Source organism: Sphingomonas sp. SUN039, from assembly GCF_024758725.1.
Lineage (GTDB): Bacteria > Pseudomonadota > Alphaproteobacteria > Sphingomonadales > Sphingomonadaceae > Sphingomonas_O.
Window position 1 is genome coordinate 3,508,777 of record NZ_CP096972.1, and the last position, 20,059, is coordinate 3,528,835.

11 protein-coding genes are annotated in these 20,059 nt (G+C 65.6%); 7 read left to right on the plus strand and 4 right to left on the minus strand.

Going from position 1 to position 20,059, the window contains the following annotated elements:
* Positions 1-17 precede the first annotated feature (17 nt).
* Together M0209_RS17320 and M0209_RS17325 are read left to right on the plus strand one after the other, a co-directional pair.
* The gene (locus M0209_RS17320; RefSeq protein WP_258889513.1) at positions 18-1,931 is read left to right on the plus strand and encodes an asparagine synthetase B; all 1,914 of its coding nucleotides are present in this window, start codon (positions 18-20) and stop codon (positions 1,929-1,931) included.
* Complete coding sequence (locus M0209_RS17325) at positions 1,931-2,335, plus strand: lasso peptide biosynthesis B2 protein (RefSeq protein WP_258889514.1); 405 nt, start codon at positions 1,931-1,933, stop codon at positions 2,333-2,335. Before M0209_RS17320 ends, M0209_RS17325 begins: the two co-directional genes overlap by 1 nt.
* On the opposite strand, the gene M0209_RS17330 is transcribed toward M0209_RS17325, so the two are convergent.
* From M0209_RS17330 to M0209_RS17345, 4 genes are all read right to left on the minus strand, one after another.
* Positions 2,293-2,613, minus strand: a complete 321-nt coding sequence (locus tag M0209_RS17330) for a hypothetical protein (RefSeq protein WP_258889515.1) — start codon at positions 2,611-2,613, stop codon at positions 2,293-2,295. The genes M0209_RS17325 and M0209_RS17330 overlap by 43 nt on opposite strands.
* A gap of 264 nt (positions 2,614-2,877) precedes the next feature.
* Positions 2,878-4,185 carry an HlyD family type I secretion periplasmic adaptor subunit gene (locus M0209_RS17335; protein WP_258889516.1) on the minus strand — a complete coding sequence of 436 codons (1,308 nt, stop codon included), beginning with the start codon at positions 4,183-4,185 and terminating at the stop codon, positions 2,878-2,880.
* A 10-nt stretch (positions 4,186-4,195) separates the two neighbouring features.
* Positions 4,196-5,926, minus strand: a complete 1,731-nt coding sequence (locus M0209_RS17340; RefSeq protein ID WP_258889517.1) for a type I secretion system permease/ATPase — start codon at positions 5,924-5,926, stop codon at positions 4,196-4,198.
* Entirely contained in the window at positions 5,923-7,344 is a 1,422-nt protein-coding gene (locus tag M0209_RS17345) for a TolC family protein (protein ID WP_258889518.1), read from the minus strand. Before M0209_RS17345 ends, M0209_RS17340 begins: the two co-directional genes overlap by 4 nt.
* A gap of 268 nt (positions 7,345-7,612) precedes the next feature.
* Between M0209_RS17345 and M0209_RS17350 the strand changes: the two genes are divergently transcribed.
* The 5 genes from M0209_RS17350 (at position 7,613) to M0209_RS17370 (ending at position 19,965) form a co-directional block, all read left to right on the plus strand.
* Complete coding sequence (locus M0209_RS17350; RefSeq protein WP_258889519.1) at positions 7,613-14,440, plus strand: Calx-beta domain-containing protein; 6,828 nt, start codon at positions 7,613-7,615, stop codon at positions 14,438-14,440.
* A gap of 133 nt (positions 14,441-14,573) precedes the next feature.
* Entirely contained in the window at positions 14,574-17,627 is a 3,054-nt protein-coding gene (locus M0209_RS17355; protein ID WP_258889520.1) for a M10 family metallopeptidase C-terminal domain-containing protein, read from the plus strand.
* A 93-nt stretch (positions 17,628-17,720) separates the two neighbouring features.
* Complete coding sequence (locus M0209_RS17360) at positions 17,721-17,864, plus strand: hypothetical protein (RefSeq protein ID WP_258889521.1); 144 nt, start codon at positions 17,721-17,723, stop codon at positions 17,862-17,864.
* Positions 17,861-18,667 carry a tyrosine-protein phosphatase gene (locus M0209_RS17365; protein WP_258889522.1) on the plus strand — a complete coding sequence of 269 codons (807 nt, stop codon included), beginning with the start codon at positions 17,861-17,863 and terminating at the stop codon, positions 18,665-18,667. Before M0209_RS17360 ends, M0209_RS17365 begins: the two co-directional genes overlap by 4 nt.
* Positions 18,668-18,747: 80 nt before the next feature.
* Positions 18,748-19,965, plus strand: a complete 1,218-nt coding sequence (locus M0209_RS17370) for an acyl-CoA dehydrogenase (RefSeq protein WP_258889523.1) — start codon at positions 18,748-18,750, stop codon at positions 19,963-19,965.
* Positions 19,966-20,059: the final 94 nt, after the last annotated feature.

The window sequence follows — 20,059 nt, forward strand, 5'->3', positions numbered from 1 at the left end:
CGCCCGATGACCACCCGATGACCGCGCTGGCCGGGCTGTGGGATTTCGGCGACGGCAATCCCGGCCCGATCCTCGACCGGATGCTCGCCGCGCAAGCAATCTATGGACGTCATGATGCCGCGCGGACGACAGGACCGGTCGCGCTGGGGCGACGGCTGTGGCCGCTGACGCCCGAAGATGCGTTCGATCGGGGACCGGTGGCGAGCAAAGATGGCGTGTGGCTGCTCGTCGCCGATGCACGGATCGATAACCGCGCGGAGCTTGCGGCGGCGCTCGGCCTTTCGTCCGGTGCACTGTCCGGGATGAGTGACCCCGAGGTGGTGCTCGCAGCTATCGAGCGATGGGGCGTGGCCGGGATCGAGCGCCTCATAGGGCCGTTCGCGTTGGCCTGCTGGAACGTACCGCAGCAACTGCTCGTGCTCGCCCGCGATGCCGTCGGCGAGCGGCCGTTGCATTATCATCGCGGCGACGGGTTCGTCGCGGTGGCATCGATGCCCAAGGGGCTGCACGCCCATCCCGCCATTGCCTATGCGGCCGATGTCGCGATGACGGCGGATTTTCTCGCGCTGCTGCCCGAAACAGGGGACGAAAGCTTTTTTGCCGGCGTCGAGCGCGTGCTGCCCGGGCATATTGTGACCCTCGACCGGTCGTCGGTCGAGACGCGGCGGTACTGGAACCCCGATACGACGCCGCTACGCCTCGCCAGCGACGACGCCTATGCCGGGGCGATGCGCGACGAACTCGACCGCGCCGTCGCCTGCCGTTTGCGCCGGATCGACGGACGCGTCGGCGCGCATTTGAGTGCTGGGCTCGACAGCAGCATCGTGGCGGCGACTGCCGCGCGCCAGCTACGGTCCGGACGGCTGACCGCTTTTACCGCCATTCCCTTGACCGATGTCGCGGTACCGCCGGGCACCATCGCCGACGAAGGGCCGCTCGCCGCCGCGACCGCCGATTTCCATGGCAATATCGATCATGTCCGGGTTGCCTCAGCCAGTGGTTCGCCGGTCGCGTTGATGGATCGCCAGTTCCAGCTGTTCGAACGTCCGGTATTGAACCCGTCGAACGCGGTCTGGAGCGAAGCCATCAACGATGCGGCGCAGGCGCGCGGGATCGGCGTTCTGTTGACCGGCCAGATGGGCAATTTTACGCTCAGCCATGATGGGTACCAGCAGTTACCGATGCTGCTGCGCGGATTCGAGTGGGGCCGGTTGTTCCGGCTCGTGCGCCGCCTGTCGCGGCGTGGATTGAGCATCAAGGGGCTGTTAGCGACGACGTTGGGGCCATTTGTGTCTCCCGGTGTCTGGAATTGGGTATCCCGCCTCGCCGGACGCGAACTTGCGCTCGGCAGCTACAGCGCGCTGCGGACTGCCGCATTCGACGAGCTCGACATCGGTGGACGTGCACAGGCGCGCGACCTCGACCTGTCCTACCGCCCTTGGGCCGACAGCGCGGCGATGCGGCTCTGGGGCATGAAGCGGGTCGATCTGGGCGTGTATAACAAGGGGACGCTGGCGGGCTGGGGCCTCGACCTGCGCGATCCGACGGCCGACCGGCGGCTGATCGAGTTCGCGCTGCGCGTGCCCGAGGCGCAGTATATCCTCGACGGTGTGCCGCGCTCGCTCGCGCGGCGCGCCTTTGCCGACCGGTTGCCGCCGCAAGTCATCGGCGAACACCGGCGCGGGTTTCAGGCGGCCGACTGGCATGTCGGCATGGATGCCGCGCGCGGCGAGATTGCTGCCGAACTCGACAGTTTCGAACGCTGCGCCGGGGCCGACCGGCTGATCGATGCGGATCGCCTGCGCCGCGCGCTGGAAGATTGGCCCGAGGAAGGGTGGAACGACGAAACGGTCAGCCTGCTCTATCGCCACGCGATGCTGCGCGGTGTCGCAGCGGGGCATTTCCTGCGTAAAGTGGCGCGGACGAACTGATGCGCCGATGGCTCCTGCTGGCCGAAGCCGTGGCGGCACTGGCGCTTGCTTCGGCGCTGATCGGCCTGTTCAGTTTTCGTCGGATTGCGACGATTTCGGCACGGGGACGGAAAGATGCGCCCATTGCTTCGACTGCAGCTGCCCGCGAAATCGGCTGGGTGCTGGCGGCTTGGGGCCGGCGGGTGCCTTGGCGGGCGGTGTGTTTCCAGCAGGGGCTGGCCGCCCAACTCATGCTGCGTCGCCGGGGTCGTGCCGCCACGCTCTATTACGGCGCGCGCCATGACGAAAATGGCAAGCTGGTTGCGCATGTCTGGGTACGGTCGGGTAATGCGGATGTGATCGGTTGCGAGGACGTGGAAGCCTATGGCTTGCTGGCGGCGTTCCCGGGACGCGACGACGGGTAGCGCCACCGGCGCTTGAGCAGACGCCACGGCAGCCACACCAGCATGTGGGCGCGCACTGCCCAATCCGGTACGGCAAGGCGCGCGGCGGTCGGCGAATAGTCGAGTAGGCTCCCGATCACCGACAGGCGCGCGCGCAGGCCATCGGCTTGCAGCCATTGCGCCCGGAACCTGTCGACCAGCTGCGCGACCGTCAGGCCCGACATCGATTCGGGGGTTTCATTGGCCAGCAACTGTTCAGCGGCGAGCGTGGCGATAGTGCTCTCCCTCGCAACCGCCACATCTGTCTCGGAGATTCCGCCCCGACGCCGCGTAGCAGCCCGTTGGCCTCGATCAATGAGGTGTGAAGTTCGAGGGAAGTCCCGCGCGCTTCAGTCCTTCATCGACGGACCCTTCGACCCGGTGTGCGCGTGCACTCGTTACGACGGCAGTCGCATCCCAGCGGTCCGATGCGGCGCGCCTGACGGCCTCGTCGAAATCGGCAAAGGTCCGGAGTCGGCAACAGGCCGCCACCAGCAGAAATTCGGGCGAAAAACCGGTCGCGTTCACTCGCGGAACGCGGTCTCGCCGAGCCGCGCGATCGGAGTCAGGATATAGGCCATGATCGAGCGCTTGTCGCCGAGCAGGCTGACGTCGGTGGTCATGCCGGGGCCGATGGTCAGCGGTTTGCCATTGCTGTCGCGCAGGCTTTTGGCGTCGGCGCGGATGCGGACGGTGTAATGGCTCTCCCCGGTGCGTTCCTCGACGGTCGCATCGGGGGAGATCGTCACGACTTCGCCGTCCATGCCACCGTAGATCGCGGAGTCATAGGCAGACACGTTGACCTTCGCCTTTTGACCGATGCGGACGAAGCCGATGTCTTTGGGGGTCACCAGCGCCTCGACAGTCAGCGTGTCGTTGCTGGGTACGACTTCGACAATGGGCTGGCCGGGGGCGATGCTGCTGCCAACGGTCGAGACGAGCACACGATTGACGCGACCGGTGACGGGTGCGGCAACGGTCGAGCGGCCGAGGCGTGCGGCAAGCGCGGGCACCGTGCGGCTACGCGCCGCCATCTCCGCCTGTGCCGCGGCGAGTTCGGTACCGGCCTGCGCGCGCCAGTTCTGGCGGACCTGCGACGCCGTGGCGCGCGCTTCGGCAACGGCGGACTGGGCGCGACCGATGGAAGCGGCGGCCTGCGCGGCTTCGCTGGCGGCGACCGATGCGCTGTTCTGAAGCTGGACCAATGTCATCTGCGGTTCGATCCCGCGTTCGACCAGCGGACGCATCATTGCCAGCTGGCGCGCGGCGGCATCGCGGGCGGAAACACGGGCACGGTATGCCGCCTGCGCTTCGGCAACTGCCGACATCGCCTGACCCTCGCGCGCACTGTTGGCCGAGACCAGCGCGGCGAGGTCGCTCATCCGCGACTGGTGCAGCGCGCGTTCGATGGCGACCTGATCGGCACCGGCCGCATCGCGCGGCACCGGGTACATCGGTTCGCGTCCCGCCACTTCGGCTTCGAGCCGCGCGATCTTGGCTTGCAGTGCCACGACCTGCACTTCGCTGCTGCCCAGCTCCGCACCGCTTTGTGTCGGGTCGAGCTTCACCAATGCCTGCCCCTGCCGGACCAGATCGCCTGCTCGCACGAGAATGGCGGCGACGATGCCGCCTTCCAGATGCGAGACGACCTGCAACCGCGCGCTCGGCACGATGCGGCCGGGCGCGCGGACCGTGCGGTCGATCTGGACGAAGCTCGCCCACAGGATGAACGCGATGAAGAAGCCGAGAATCGTCCACAGCAGGACGCTCGAGGCCGAACGCGGCTCGATCCGGTCGGCCAGATCTTCGAGATGCGGGTCGGCCAGACTCATGGGGTCATCCTCATGCGGCGACCCTCGGGCGCTGGAGTTGCTTGAGCACCGCGTCGCGCGGGCCGTCGGCGCTGATCTTGCCGGCTTCGATGATCACGACGCGCTCGACCAGGCGGAGCAGCGCGGGGCGATGCGTGATTAGCACGAAGGTCCGGCCCTTGAGTTCGCGTTCGAGCCGGTCGATCAGCTGTGCCTCGGTTCCTGCGTCCATGGCACTCGTCGGCTCGTCGAACACGACGATCTGCGGGCTGCCAGCGAGCGCGCGGGCGATGGAGATCGACTGACGCTGCCCGCCCGACAGGCCTTCGCCACGGTCGGCAAGGATCAGGTCGTAGCCGTTGGCGATCTGCCCCATGAAGCTATGAGTGCCCGACAGTTCGGCGACGCGCAGCAGCTCGGCGTCATCGACGGCGGCACGCGCCAGCACGATGTTCTCGCGCACCGTACCGCTCAACAGCGTACTTTCCTGAAGCGCCGCCCCGATCTTCGCGCGCATGGCAGGCGGGTCGAACTGGCGGATGTCGGTCCCGTCGATCATGACGAGTCCCTCCTGCGGCGGGTACAGGCCCAGGATCAGCCGCGCGATCGTCGATTTGCCCGAGCCGACCGGCCCGATCAGCGCGACGCGCTGTCCGGCGGGAATAGCGAGACTCAGCCCGTCGAGCGTTTTTTCTGCCGCGCCCGGATAGGCGAATTCGATGCCGCGCAGCTCGATCCGTCCGTCGAAGCGCGCTGGCATCAACCCATCGCCCGACGGTCCTTCGGGCGGCAGGTCCATCATGGCGTCGAGCTGCTTATACGCGGCCTGCGTCGCCGACAGGCGGGCGAGTAGGCTGGCGATCTGTCCCAGCGGTTGCACGGCGCGCCCCGCAAGGATCGAGCAGGCGACCAATGCACCTGTCGTCATTTTGTGGTCGGCGATCAGGAGCACCCCGACGATGACGACACCGGCATAGGCGAGGGTGTTGGCCGAGGCCGCAACTGTCACCGCGACGGTTGAAACCAGTCGCTGGCGGAGCGAGCTGTCTGTATGCGCTTCGCTGGCTGCCCGCCAGCGTCGCCCGAGCAAGGGCGCGGCACCCGATGCCTTGACCATTTCGAGCGCGCCGATGGCCTCGACCAGCACGGTCTGCTTGAGTTGGCCCTGGTTCATCGACCGTGCCGACAAGCGGTCGAGCGCGGGCCGGGTCAGCCAGCCCGCGCCGACGACAAGCGGGATCGCGGCTATCGGCACCCACACCACGGCACCCCCGATGATCGCGATGAAGACCAGGGTCACGAGGATGAAGGGCACATCGACCACCGCCGTCATCGTTGCGGAGGCAAAGAAGTCGCGCAGCGTTTCCAGCTCGCGCATCATGCTCGCAAGGCCACCGGTCGATCCCCTTTTCAGGTCGAGCCTGATCCGGACGAGCCGGTCGAACACCCGTTCGCCGATGTCATGGTCGATATCGGCACCGGCCAGATCGACGAAATAGGCCCGCAAAATGCGGAGGACGAAATCGAACACGACGACCACCGCCAGCCCGATCGACAGCGCGACGAGCGACGACAGTGCGTTGTTGGGGACGACGCGGTCGTACACGGTCATCGTGAACAGCGACGTCACCAGCCCGAAAATGTTGATCATCGCAGCGGCCAGCGCGACCTTGGTATAGGTCGCGCGGTTGCGCCGCATCGGCTCCATCAGCCACGCCGCGAAACGGGGTCTCGGTTCTTCCACCAGATTGGCTGCACTCATCGCGGGTCCAGTGCGGCAGGCGGGATTGCCAGGGCTTCGAGCAGTTTGCCGGTCCGCGCCAAGAGCGTGTAGCGTGCGGTGTCAAGCTCGATCACCGCCTGAACATAGCGCGCGGCAACGCCGAAATAGTTGCTCTGGGCGGTCAGGACATCGGTAAGCGCCCCGCGCGAGACCCGGAAACGCTCGATCAGGACGTCGCGCGACTGGCGGCTCGCCAGATAAGCACTGCCCAGCGACGCCGCCGAATCCTCAAGCGCCCCGACGTCGGCCAGGGCGATCCGCGCGTCGCGCTCGCTTTCTTCGCGGGCGCGTTGCAGCCGCGCACCAGCGGCAGACGCGCGCGCCTCGGCCTGATCGATACGCTGGGTCGCGCCGCCGAACAGCCGCCAGTTCATCGAGACGCTCGCCCGGACATCGTAATCGCGCGCGTTCTGGAGGATGCCGTAACGACCGGCATCGACCCCTGCCGACACGGTGGGGAAAGCGTCGGCGCGGACTGCCTTGGCATCCTCGTCTGCCGCCCGTGCCAGCGCCTTTGCCGCGCGCACGGCGGGGAGCGCATCGATCCGTTCGGACAGGTTCGCCGCATTCAGCCCGCCGAGATCGGGGGTGGGCGCGCGACCGAGCGAAGGCGGGGGCTGCGCGCCCGTCAGCTGGGTGAACTGCGCTTCGGCCGATGCCAGCGCGCGGCGGAAATCGGCAAGCTGCGCTTGTGACGACGCAATCGAGCTGTCGACCTGTGCCGCATCGCCGCGCGCCGTCGCGCCCTGGCGAATGCGTGTCTCGACATCTTCGCGGATGCGGACTTGTCCCGCGGCAAAGCTTTCGCCGAGGCGAACCAGCGTGCGATAGGCAAAGACATTGTACCAGACGGCAATCGCCTGCATCGCGACGCGGCTGCCGGTGTCTTCGATATTGGCGTTGGCGGCCTGCAGCCGGGCATTGCCCGCGCGAATGCGGTCGCTGCTCGCGCCGAAATCGAATAGCGGCTGAGTGAGGCGCAACGAGCCGTCGGTGCGGTATTGCGGGCGCTGTCGCTCGAGGATGTTCTGCGGATCGTTCGAGAACGCGCGTGAGACGACCTCGAAATGGGTCAGCGACAGGTCGACCGTCGGATATTGCCGCGCCCGTGCCTCGTTGCGCGCGGCCTCGCTTTCCTGACGCTGCGCGATCGATTCGCCCAGCAGCGGCGCGCGGCGGACAGCCGCGCCGACCGTGTCGCGAAAGGCCTGTGGCGCAACCGACGAACGCGACAGGCCGAGCACGGGATCGTTCGCAGCGACGATCGCCAGCGGATCGATGGTGGGCGCGGGCAGGGCGGCGACGGGGCTGCGGTCGGTCAGGTCGGGCGCAGCGCGCGACGGCACCTGCGCGATGGCGGTGCCTGCCGCGACCAGGCTGGTCGCGACAATTGTCAATTTTGGCAAACTGATACCGCATCGAACCATCGCCAGCGTCCCTAGAGCCGCTGGCGCAAAAAGCCATATCGCCGCGCGCATCGGGGCACGTGGCATCGCCTGTGTGGCCGAACGGTCACGGCGTAAACGATCTGCGCCGCCAGGGTCGCCGCGCCATTGCCCTGAGACCGGAAACCGTCACAAGTTGGACGTATCGAATCGGCACAGGACCGACGCGACCGGCATCTGTCGGGCGCGACAGCGTCGAGCCGCTCAGGGAGTTTCATAAATGGCCGCCTTCACGCCTGGAAATATTGTTATCTACCGCGTCGGAAACGGTTCGGCGGCGCTCTCCTCTGCGGCGACTGCGGTGTTCCTCGACGAATATACGCCCGCTGGCGTGCTGGTGCAGTCGATCGCGCTGCCGACGGCGGATTCGGGCCCGAACCAGACGCTGACGGCAGCAGGCAGTTCGACGTCAGAAGGAATGCTGACACGCAGCGTCGATGGGCGTTACCTTGTGCTCAGCGGGTATGACGCAGCGCCGGGCACGGCGACTGTTTCGGGAACGACAGGAAGTGCGGTCAATCGCGTTATCGGACGTGTCGCCGCCGATGGTGCGATCGACACGACTACGGCACTTGCGGATTTCTCCAGCGGAAATAGTCCGCGCGGGGTCGTGAGTGTCGACGGTTCATCGTTCTGGGTGGACGCTGCCGTAGGCGGCGTCCGCTATGCGACCTTCGGCGCGACGACTTCGACCTTGGTGAGCTCGACCATTGCGAATCTCAGGACCATCGAAATCTTCGACAGCCAGCTTTACGTCAGCACCGGCTCGGGTACTACCGTGCGGATCGGCGCAGTCGGGACCGGACTACCGACGACGGGCGGCCAGACCATCACGACGCTGCCGGGACTGCCGGTGTCGACAGGCTCGCCCTATCAATTCTATCTGGCCGATCTGACGGCGGCAGTGGCGGGCGTGGACACGTTGTACATCGCCGACGACGGCGCGGGCGTCGGCATCCAGAAATACTCGCTCGTGGCCGGAAGCTGGGTGTCCAACGGCACCGCGACGACGGCGTCCACCGTGCGCGGCCTGACCGGATCGACTTCGGGGACGAGTGTTTCGCTGTTCGCGACATCGGCGGCCGCACTGTTTTCGCTGACCGATACGGCCGGGTACAACGCGACGATCTCGATCGGTGCCGCGACACAGATCGCGACCGCTGCCACCAACACCGCCTTCCGCGGGGTCGCCTTCGCGCCGCAGAACGCCCTGCCGACGCTCGTCATCAGCGACCCGACTGTGGTCGAAGGCAACAGCGGCACCACCACGTTGGTCTACACGGTCACGTCGAGTGCGCTTGCGGGCGTCGGCGGCATCGGTTTCAGCTTTGCGACCGCTGACGGCTCGGCAACGACAGGCAGCGACTATGTATCGCAGAGCGGCACAGGCACGATTGCGGCGGGCAGCAATTCGACGACGATCAGCGTTGTCGTCAACGGCGATACGACGGTCGAAGGCAATGAGACGGTGCTGGTCAACCTGACCGCGCCGTCGGGCGCGACGATTGCCGACGCGCAAGGCGTGGGCACAATCACCAACGACGATGTCGCGACACCGGGCACGCTCGCTATCGACAACGTGACTTTGGCGGAGGGCAATGCGGGGACGACCGCCTTTACGTTCACCGTCACGCGGACGGGGGGCAGCAGTGGCACGGTGACGGTCGACTATGCGACCAGCCTCGGCACCGCGAGCGCGACCAACGCCAATGCCGTAGACCTGACGGCGGCGAGCGGGACGCTAACCTTCCTCGACGGCGAAACCTCGAAAACGATCACGGTGCAGGTCAACGGCGATACCGCGTTCGAGAGCGACGAGGCATTCAGTGTCGTGCTGAGCAATGCAACCGGCGGCGGGTCGATTACGACCGCGACCGGCACCGGCACGATCACCAACGACGATCCCGCCGTCCCCGGCACGCTTGCCATCGACAATGTCACGCTGGCGGAGGGTAACACCGGGACGACCGCCTTTACCTTTACCGTGACGCGGTCGGGCGGCAGCGACGGCACGGTGGCGGTCGATTACGCGACGACGCTCGGCACGGCCGACGCGGGCGATCTGACGCCCGTCAGCGGGACGCTCACCTTCCTCAATGGCGAGACGACGAAGACGATCACTGTGCTCGTCAACGGCGACTATGTGCTCGAGGGCGACGATAGCTTCTCGATTGTCCTCGCCAATGCGACCGGCGGCGCGTCGATTACGACCGCGACCGGCAACGGCAACATTACCAACGACGATGTCGCCGCCGCCGTCGTAACAATCAACGATGTGTCGGTAGCCGAAGGGAATGCGGGCGGCACCAATGTGCTGACCTTCACCGTGACCCGCTCGACCAACGACGGGACCTTCACGATCGATTATGCGACCGCGAACGGCACGGCGACGTCGGGCGACTACACGTCCGCTTCGGGCACGCTGACCTTCACGGCTGGCGGCGCGCTGACGCAGACAGTGACCGTGCCGCTTACCGGCGATGTGGTTTACGAGGGCAACGAGACCGTTCTGGTCAACCTGTCGAACCTCGTCAGCAGCGTCGGCGTCGCGACCATCGGCGACGCGCAAGGGATTGGCACGATCACCAATGACGATCCGCTGCCCGCGCTGTCGATCGGCAATGCGACGGTGATCGAGGGCGATGCGGGCACGGTCACGCTCGTCTACACGATCACGGCGGATGGTGTGGCCCCGGCGGGCGGCATCGGTTTCTCGATCGCGACGGCGGACGGCACCGCGACGGCGGGCACCGACTATGTCGCGCAATCGACGACCGGCACGATTGCGGAAGGTGCGACCAGCACGACGTTCAGCGTCACCGTCAACGGCGATACCGTATTCGAACGCGACGAGACCGTGCTGGTCAACCTGTCCAGCCCGACCAACGCGACGATTGCCGTCGCGCAGGGGACCGGCACCATTTCGAACGACGACGCAATCCCCGCGTCGGCCCGCATCTTCAGCGAGAGTTTCACCGGCTTTACGGCGGGCGGCTTCGCGCCGACACCGACCGCCGGACAGCTCGATTCGGATATATGGCGTCCGGTCGGCTTCAGCGACAACCCTGCGCCCGCCTATGGCTTTACCGGCGCAGCGGCCACCGACTTCGGGCGGGGCCTTATCGCAGCCAACCCGACCGGCGGGGGCATCTATTCGGTCACGGGCAATGGCGCGATCATCGTCCAGCCGACGGGCACCGACTTTTCCGCCAATGGATATATCGAGGCGCGCATCCAGAACAACAGCGGCGCGTCGGCCACCAGTTTCGACGTGACGTTCGACTGGGCAACCCGCAATAACGAGCCGCGTTCGAGCGCCCTCTCGTTGCTCTATTCGACCGACGGCGTGAACTTCACCGCTGTCGCGGGCGCAGCCTTCTCGACGCCGCTGACTGCCGATTCGACGGTGTTCACCTACACGCCCCGGTCGGTGAATATCGGCAGCCTGCTGGTCGCCGACGGCGGCTATCTCTACCTGCGCTGGCAGCATGCCGACAATGGCGGGTCGGGCAACCGCGACGAAGTCGGTATCGACAATGTCACCGTGGATGCGAACCTCAGCAGCGTGGTCACGGCAAACGCGGCCAATATCAGCTTCAACGAGGGCAATTCGGGCACGACGAACGCCGTCTTCACGATCACGCGATCGAACGGCGCGGGCAGCGCGAGCGTCAGCTATGCGACCGCCAACGGCACCGGGATTGCGGGCGTCGATTATGTTGCCACCTCGGGCACTGTCACTTTCGCGCCGGGCGAAACCGCACGCACCGTGACCGTGCTCGTCAACGGCGACACTGCGAACGAGGCGAACGAGACGTTTTTCCTCAACCTGTCGAACCCGGTCGGCGTGGCACTGCCCTCGCCGCAGTCGATCGCGACCATCGTCAACGACGATAATGGTCCAGTCGCGATCTATGACATTCAGGGCGCGGGCCATCGCTCGTCGTTCAACGGCTTGGTCGTGACGACATCGGGCATCGTGACAGCGGTCGACACCAATGCGTTCTACCTGCAGGACCCGACCGGCGACGGCAACATTGCGACATCCGACGGAATCCTCGTGTTCACCAGTTCTGCGCCGACGGTGACTGTCGGGCAGGCGATCACGATCACGGCGACGGTGAACGAGTTCACGGGTAGCACCGCAGGCAGCCTGTCGCTGACCCAGCTGATCACTCCGACTTCGATTATCGTCAATTCGAGCGGCAACGCGCTGCCCGCGCCGGTCCTCATCAGCACCGACGGCGCGCCAGGGTCGCGGACGCCGCCGACATCGGTCATCGAGAACGACGCGTTCACCAGTTTCGATCCCGCGACCGACGGCATCGATTTCTGGGAATCGCTGGAGGGGATGCGCGTCACCATCCAGACGCCGCTGGTGGTCGCGAACAGCAACAGCTTCGGCGAAACCTATGTCGTTGCTTCGGGCGGCACCGGCGCGACCGGGGTCAACGACCGCGGCGGGATCACGATCTCTGCGGGCGATTTCAATCCCGAACGGATCCAGATCGACGACGATTCAGGGATCTTTGCCGGATACACGCCGGGGCATACGCAGAGCGACCGGCTGGGCGATGTTACCGGCATCGTGAACTATGCGTTCGCCGAATATGAAGTGATCGTGACGCAGGCGGTGAGCGTCACCACCGACAACACGCTGGCCCGCGAAACAACCAATCTGGTCGGCGACGCCACGCGGTTCAGCTACGCGAGCTTCAACCTCGAGAATTTCGATCCGACCGATCCGGTGTCGAAGGTCGCACTGCTGGCGAGCGAGATCGTCAACGGACTCCGCAGCCCCGACATCATCGGCGCGCAGGAGATCCAGGATGCCGACGGCGCGGGCACGGGGACCAACCTGAGCGGTACAGTCACCGCGCAGTTGCTGATCGACGCCATCGCGGCGCTCGGCGGGCCGACCTATCGCTATATCGAAGTTGCGCCGACGGTGGCGAACAGCACCGGCGGTGAGCCGAACGGAAACATCCGCAACGGGTTCTTCTACAACACCGCGCGCGTTACCTATGTCGAGGGATCGGCCGCACTGATCGACACGTCGGCCTACACCGGATCGCGGCGTCCCCTGGTCGCCGATTTCATGTTCAACGGCGAGCGCATTACCGCCATCGACCTGCACTCGACGTCGCGCGGCGGGTCGGATCCGCTATGGGGTGCCACCCAGCCGCCGACCGATGCGGGGGATGGCGCGCGTACGGCCCAGGCGAACGGTGTCCGCGCCTATATCGACGCGGCGCTGGCCATCGATCCGGCGCGCAAGTTCGTCGTCAACGGCGACTTCAACGGCTTCTACTTCGAAACCGCGCTGACCAATCTGACAGCGGGCGGGGTGATCGCCAACCTCTATGACACGCTGCCGGTGCAGGAACGCTATTCGTACATCTTCGGCGGCAATTACCAGACGCTCGATCATATCCTTGTCTCGGGCAGCCTGCTGGCTGGATCGACGCTCGACATTGTTCACCAGAATGCGTTCCTGGATGCGGCGCAGCAGGCGACCGACCACGACCAACCGGTTGCAACGATCGGACAGGCACGAACGACCGGTACTGCAGTGGCGGTTGCCGACGGCTTCACCACGACCGAGGCCGCTTTCTATCGCGGCACGGTGCTCGCCAACGACACCGGCGGCGGGGCAGGACTGGTGGTCGCGACGGTGAACGGCATCGCGCCGGGAACGACGCAAACGCTCGCGTCGGGGGCAAAGCTGACGCTGCTCGCCGACGGTACCTTTACCTACGATCCCGACGGCGCGTTCAACGCGCTCAGCACCGGCGGCACCGGGTCCGACAGTTTTACCTATACCTTGCCCGGCGGCTCGACCGGCACGGCATCGATTACGATCACCGGCATCTCGGCCGCTGCACCCTCGGCGAGCGACGATACGATTACGGGCACGCCGCTGGACGACAGCTTCGACCTCAGCACCGGTGGCAACGATACGGTGACCGGCGGCGCGGGGAACGACGCCTTCTCTTTAGGCGCGGCGTTCACGGCGGCGGACCGGATCAACGGCGGTTCGGGCACCAACGACCAGGTCGGGATCGGCGGCAATTACACCGGTGCCAACCGGCTCGTGCTCAATGCCAATACGCTGACCAATGTCGAGGTGCTCGCGGCACTGCCCGGTACGGGGAACAGCTATGACATTGTCACGCACGACGCCAATGTCGCCGCAGGACAGGTTCTGACGATTTTCGGCGGCAATCTGGCCGCAGGCCAGAACCTGACGTTCAACGGGTCGGCGGAAACCGACGGGGCGTTCCGCGTCTATGGCGGACTCGGCACCGACACGCTGACCGGCGGCGGAGGCGACGACGGCTTCTACTTCGGCCCGGGCAAGTTCGGCGCGGGGGACACGGTCACCGGCGGCGCAGGCACCAACGACCAGCTGGCGCTCGACGGCGACTATACGCTGACAGTCGGGACGAGTGCCGATGTCGAGGTGCTCGTCCTGCTGGGCGGACCGGCGGCAACCCCGAATAATTTCAATATCGCCTTGTCGGACCTGTGGACCGGCGCTGGCGCGACCAAGACAGTGTTCGGGACGACCGTGGTCACGGCACTGACGGTCGACGGTTCGGCGGAAACCAACGGCAATTTGCGGTACTTCGGCGGCCAGGCGGCGGATGTGCTGATCGGCGGTGCAGGCGCAGATGCGATTTACGGCGGCAGCGGCGGCGATGCCATGACCGGCGGGGCGGGGGCGGATGTCTTCCGCTATGATGCTATCACCGATTCGAACGGTACGACCAACGCCACGCGCGACCGCATCCTCGATTTCACGACCGGCAGCGACAAGATCGACCTGTCGCGGATCGATGCGATCGCGGGCGGGGCCGACGATGCATTCAGCTTCATCGGTTCGGGTGCGTTCAGCAATGTCGCGGGGCAATTGCGCTACACCGATGCGGGCGGCGGTATTTTCATCGTCGAAGGCGATGTCGATGGTGACGGGATTGCGGACTTTACGCTGAGCCTCGCGTCGGTCGGCCTGACGCCGCCGGTCGCCACGGACTTTGTGCTGTAACTGGCCGCACGTCGATCGCTTCGTGGCATAGTAAAGTCCGGAAATTGTCAATCTGTGACAGTTGTTTATCAAGTATTGATCGACCCCTCACGACCGGTTAGCTGGTACTCAGAATAACGGGACAGGGTGCAGCATGCCGACGACAACAGGCGGGGGTCAATTCGAGAATCGCGGCGATACCGACTGGTTTCGCGCCCGTTTTGAATCCGGCAAGACGTATGTCGTCAATTTCACCGGTACGGGCACGATCTATCTGATCCTGCCCAACGGGGATCGCTATCGTCCGCCGGTCGAATTCGGCAACGTCATCCGCTTCGTGGCACCCACCACGGGCGATTATTTTGTCGTCGCGGAGGGCAATGGTGCGGCGGGCAGCTACAGCATCACCGCGCAGGATTATGCCGATCCGATCCCCGCCAGCACCGCGACCGCATCGACACTTGCCGTCGGGGGCAGTTTCACTTCCGCACTGAACAGCTGGACCGGGCCGTCCTACAATGAAGACTGGCACCAGATTACCCTGACGGCAGGGACGAGCTACGCACTGGCTGGCGGCAATACCGACCGTGTGTATATCCTCGATTCCACCGGCAGCGTTGTCGCGATCGAAAGCCAGGGGCAGCAATATACGCTGTTCACGCCTGCAACCAGCGGCACCTATTATGCCGCAATCCAGTCATCGACGTCGCAGTACACCCTGTCGCTGAATAGCGTAACTGACGACCGTGGTGCATCGACTGCCTTTGCAGGTAGTTTCGCAGTCGGCACACCCACAACGGGCACGCTGGACGCCAACGGCGACGACGACTGGTTCGCGGTGACCTTGACGGCGGGGCAGAGCTACCGCCTGCTCATGAACACCGGGGCGAACACGACGTCGGGCAAATATCTCGAAGTCCGTGACGCGAGCGGGGCGTTGCTGACCCAGACCGCCGGAACTTTGGTCAGTCCGGAAACGATCTTTTCGCCAACCACGACCGGCACCTATTATGTGTCGGCGAGCATCTGGGGGGCGGGCGGCGTACCGGGTGGCGGGATTGCCTATACGCTGTCGGCATCGACAATTGCCGACCTGACCGACAACGTCCTGACCACCGGCACGCTTGCCGTCGGCGGATCGTCGGGCGGATCGTGGCAGTCGCCGGGCGACCGCGACTGGTATGCGATGACGCTGACGGCTGGGACCTCCTATGGCGTCGGCGTCAGCTACGCGGGCGGACCCGGCGGCAGCCCCGGCATTGCCGTCTATAATTCGGCGGGCGTGCTGATCCCGTTGGCGACTGAAGTGACCGGCACAACGGCATCGACACACTTCACCGCGCCGACAACGGGCGCCTATTATGTTGCCGCCGTGCCGCCGAATTTCTCTTCAGGGACCGTCGGTTACACGGTCATCGCTGCCGCTCTTGCCGACGATTTGCCGAACACGAATGCGACAACGGGAACGATCGCCGTCGGCGGTACCGCAAGCGGTACTGCCGAAAGCAGCATCGACGCCGACTGGTTCGCGGTCACGCTGACCGGCGGACTGATCTACAAGATCGACAGCCCCGACTTCACCAGCGGCGTCGCGATCCGCAATGCGGCGGGGCAGTTGCTGACGACCGCAGGCATCGGCGACGAGGTCTTTTCACCGACGACAACAGGCACCTATTATCTCGAAGCAATCGGCGGATCGGGTGCGTACACCGTACGTATCGCAGAAATCCTCAACGATTTCGGGGCGGAGAATAGCAACACTTTCTCGGTCCTTCGCGAAAGCAGCAGCGGCACAGCAGGGCCGGACACGCTGAACGGATCGAGCGACGCGCACGAACAGCTTAACGGCGGCGATGGCGACGATCTGTTCCTCGCGGGCGCTGGCTATGATTTCTATCTGGGCGGCAACAATGTCGATACGCTGAGCTTCGCCAATTACACAGTTGGCGCGAATGTCTCGCTGTTCCAGAGCGCCAGCTTCGTCGGCGGCCTGCGGCGGCATACGATCTCGCAGGTCGAAAATGTCACGGGTTCGGATTTCGACGACACGATCCGGGGCAACAGCGGCAACAACGTGCTGAACGGCGGCAATGGCAACGACACGATCGACGCGTCCGACGGCGGCAATGACACGCTGATCGGCGGCATCGGGAACGACTCGTTCAACTTCGGCGCGGCATTCACCGCGCTCGACAGCGTCGATGGCGGCGCGGGGACCAACGACCAGATCGGGCTGTCGGGCAATTATTCCGCCGGGCTGACGCTCGGTGCGACCTCGACCGTCAATGTCGAGGTGCTCGCGGTCCTGCCCGGCTTCAGTTATTCGCTTACAAGCATCGACGCGAACGTGGCGGCGGGCCAGGAACTGGTCGTGTTCGCGGGCAATCTCGCAGCAGGCGAGAACTTTACCTTCAACGGTAGTGCCGAGGCCGATGGACGGTTCCGCACCTATGGCGGGCTGGGGACCGACACGATCACCGGCGGTGCGCTCGACGACGGCTTTTACTTCGGCCCCGGCAAATGGGGTGCGGGCGACGTGGTGGTTGGCGGGGGTGGAACCAACGACCAACTCGCGCTCGACGGGAGTTATACAGTGTCGGTCGGGACGAGCGCCGATGTCGAGACGCTGGCGTTGCTGGCGGGGCCGGTGGGGACGCCGAATACGTTCAACATCACGCTGCTCGATGCGTGGACAGCTGCGGCGGCAACCAAGACGGTATGGGGCGCGCAGGTGTCCACCGCCATGACGATCGACGGATCAGCGGAAACCAATGGCAATCTGGTGTTCTTCGGCGGATCGAACGCCGACACGCTGACCGGCGGCGCGGGTGCCGATACGATTTCGGGCGGCGGCGGCGGCGATGCGTTGCGCGGCAACGGCGGCGCGGACATTTTCCGTTACGACAGCGTCACCGATTCGAACGGCGCGACCAATGCGACGCGCGACCGCATCCTCGATTTCACGACCGGTAGCGACAAGATCGACCTGTCGCGGATCGATGCGATCAACGGCGGGGCGGATGATGCGTTCAGCTTCATCGGCAGCTCCGCGTTCGGCAATGTCGCGGGGCAGCTGCGCTACACCGATTCGGGGGGCGGCGTTTACATCGTCGAGGGCGATGTGAACGGCGACGGTGTTGCCGACTTCACGCTCAGCATGACGATGTCCCCGGCCACGCCGCCGGTCGCCGCCGACTTCGTGCTGTAACCGGCTGCGTGTAGTCCGATTGCATCACGGCTTGATCGTTGGCCCTCGTCCGGCCTAGATAAAAACCGACCCACAGGTTGACAGGATATGCGTATGAAAAATCGTCCGACCCCGCCGGTTGCCAAGGCAGCAGCCGAACGCACGCCCTGGACCCCGCCGCGTGTCGCGCGGATCGACGCCGGACAGGCCGAAATAGGCACCCGGGTGACGGGCGACGGGGCATTCACGACCTCGTGACATCGACCACGGGGGCGTTTTGGGCGGAGCGGGTCAAGCCGTTTGCCGGCATCCATAATTTCCGTGACTATGGCGGCTATGCCACCGCCGACGGCGGGCGGCTGAAGACCGGTGCGCTGTTCCGGTCGGGCCAGCATGTCGGCGCGACGGCGGACGATCTGACTGCTGTGGCCGAGCTCGGTCTGGGCACCGTGATCGACCTGCGCGGGAACAGCGAACGGCGGGACTATCCCTGTACGCGGCCTGAGGGCTTCGCGGCAGAGGTGTTCTTCTTCGACGGCGAAACCGCCGGACGTGGCGGCGCGCCGCATGTCGAGGCGGCGCGCGAGATTGCCGAAGCGCATGACGCGCACCGGGCGATGGTCGATCTTTATGCTTTCATGCCGTTTCGCCCGAACCTGATCTCGGTCCTGCGGATGTATTTCGCGGCGCTTGCGGAACGCGACGGCGCGCATCTGCTGCATTGCCTTGCGGGCAAGGACCGCACCGGCCTTGGCGCGGCGCTGCTCCACACGCTGATGGGAGTGCATCGCGACGACATGATGGCGGACTATCTGCTGACCAACACGGCGGGCGATCCCGAGGCGCGGATTGCCGCCGGGGCCGCGAGCATCCGGGCCAGCCGGGGGCCGCAGATCAGCGATGCGGCGATCCGCACCCTGATGAGTGTCGATCCGGCGTTCCTCGACGCGGCGCTCGACGCAATCGTCGCCGCACACGGCTCGGTCGAGGACTATGCCCGCGATGTTCTGGGGGTGACGCCCGGACGGCGCGCACAAATCGCGGCGCGGCTGATCGCCTGACGGTCGAGCGCGGCTTGTGTCGTCCCGATGAATGGCGGAAAGCGGTCGGTAACGCGTAATTTCTGTTTCCGGAGTCGATCATGGCCACCGCACTTGCTTCCCCTGCCGTCCAGCACAACGCGCCGAAATGGCCGTCGTTCGAGTGGACCGACCCGTTCCTGCTCGAGGCGCAGCTGACCGACGAGGAGCGGATGGTCCGCGATACGGCGCGCAGCTTTTGCGACGCCGAACTGGCCCCCATCGTCAAGGCGGACAACCGCAACGAGACCTGCGACCGTGGCCTGATGGCAAAGTTCGGCGCGGCGGGGCTGCTCGGGCCGACGATCGAGGGCTATGGCTGCCCGGGCGTGTCCTATGTCGCCTATGGCCTGATCGCGCGTGAGGTCGAGCGGGTGGACTCGGCATACCGCAGCGCGATGTCGGTGCAGTCGAGCCTCGTGATGTACCCGATCTGGGCCTATGGGTCGGAGGAACAGCGCCAGAAATATCTGCCCAGGCTCGGGACGGGCGAATGGATCGGCTCGTTCGGGCTGACCGAACCCGATGCGGGCAGCGATCCCGGCGGCATGAAAACCCGCGCGCGCAGCGTCGAGGGCGGCTACGTTCTGTCGGGCGCGAAGATGTGGATCACCAGTTCGCCCTTCGCCGATGTCTTCGTTGTCTGGGCGAAATGCGATGATGGCCAGATCAGGGGCTTCATCCTCGAACGCGGCGACGCGGGGCTGTCGACGCCCAAGATCGAGGGCAAATTCTCGCTCCGCGCCTGGGTGACCGGCGAAATCGTGATGGAGGACGTCCATATCCCCGCCGACCGCCTGCTGGCCGGTGTCGAGGGGCTCAAGGGGCCGTTCGGCTGCCTCAATAACGCGCGCTACGGCATTGCCTGGGGCGCAATGGGCGCGGCGGAGTTCTGCTGGCACGCCGCGCGGCAATATACGCTCGACCGCAAGCAGTTCGGGCGACCGCTGGCGGCGACGCAACTGGTGCAGAAAAAGCTGGCCGATATGCAGACCGAGATTGCACTGGCGCTGAACGCGGCGCTGACCGCGGGTCGCCTGATGGACGCCCACAACCTCGCGCCGGAAACAATCAGCCTGATCAAGCGCAACAACTGCGGCAAGGCGCTCGATATCGCCCGGACGGCACGCGACATGCACGGCGGCAACGGGATCAGCGACGAATATGGCGTGATCCGCCATGTCATGAACCTAGAGGCGGTGAATACGTACGAAGGGACGCATGATGTGCATGCGCTGATTTTGGGGCGAGCGCAGACGGGGATTCAGGCGTTTAGCTGAGGCCGATCAATGCTGTCGGGGGGGGGGGGGGACGAAATGACCAGCGCGGTAGAGCTCCGCTATTGTGTCGCCGGATTGGTGCCCACCCGGGAGG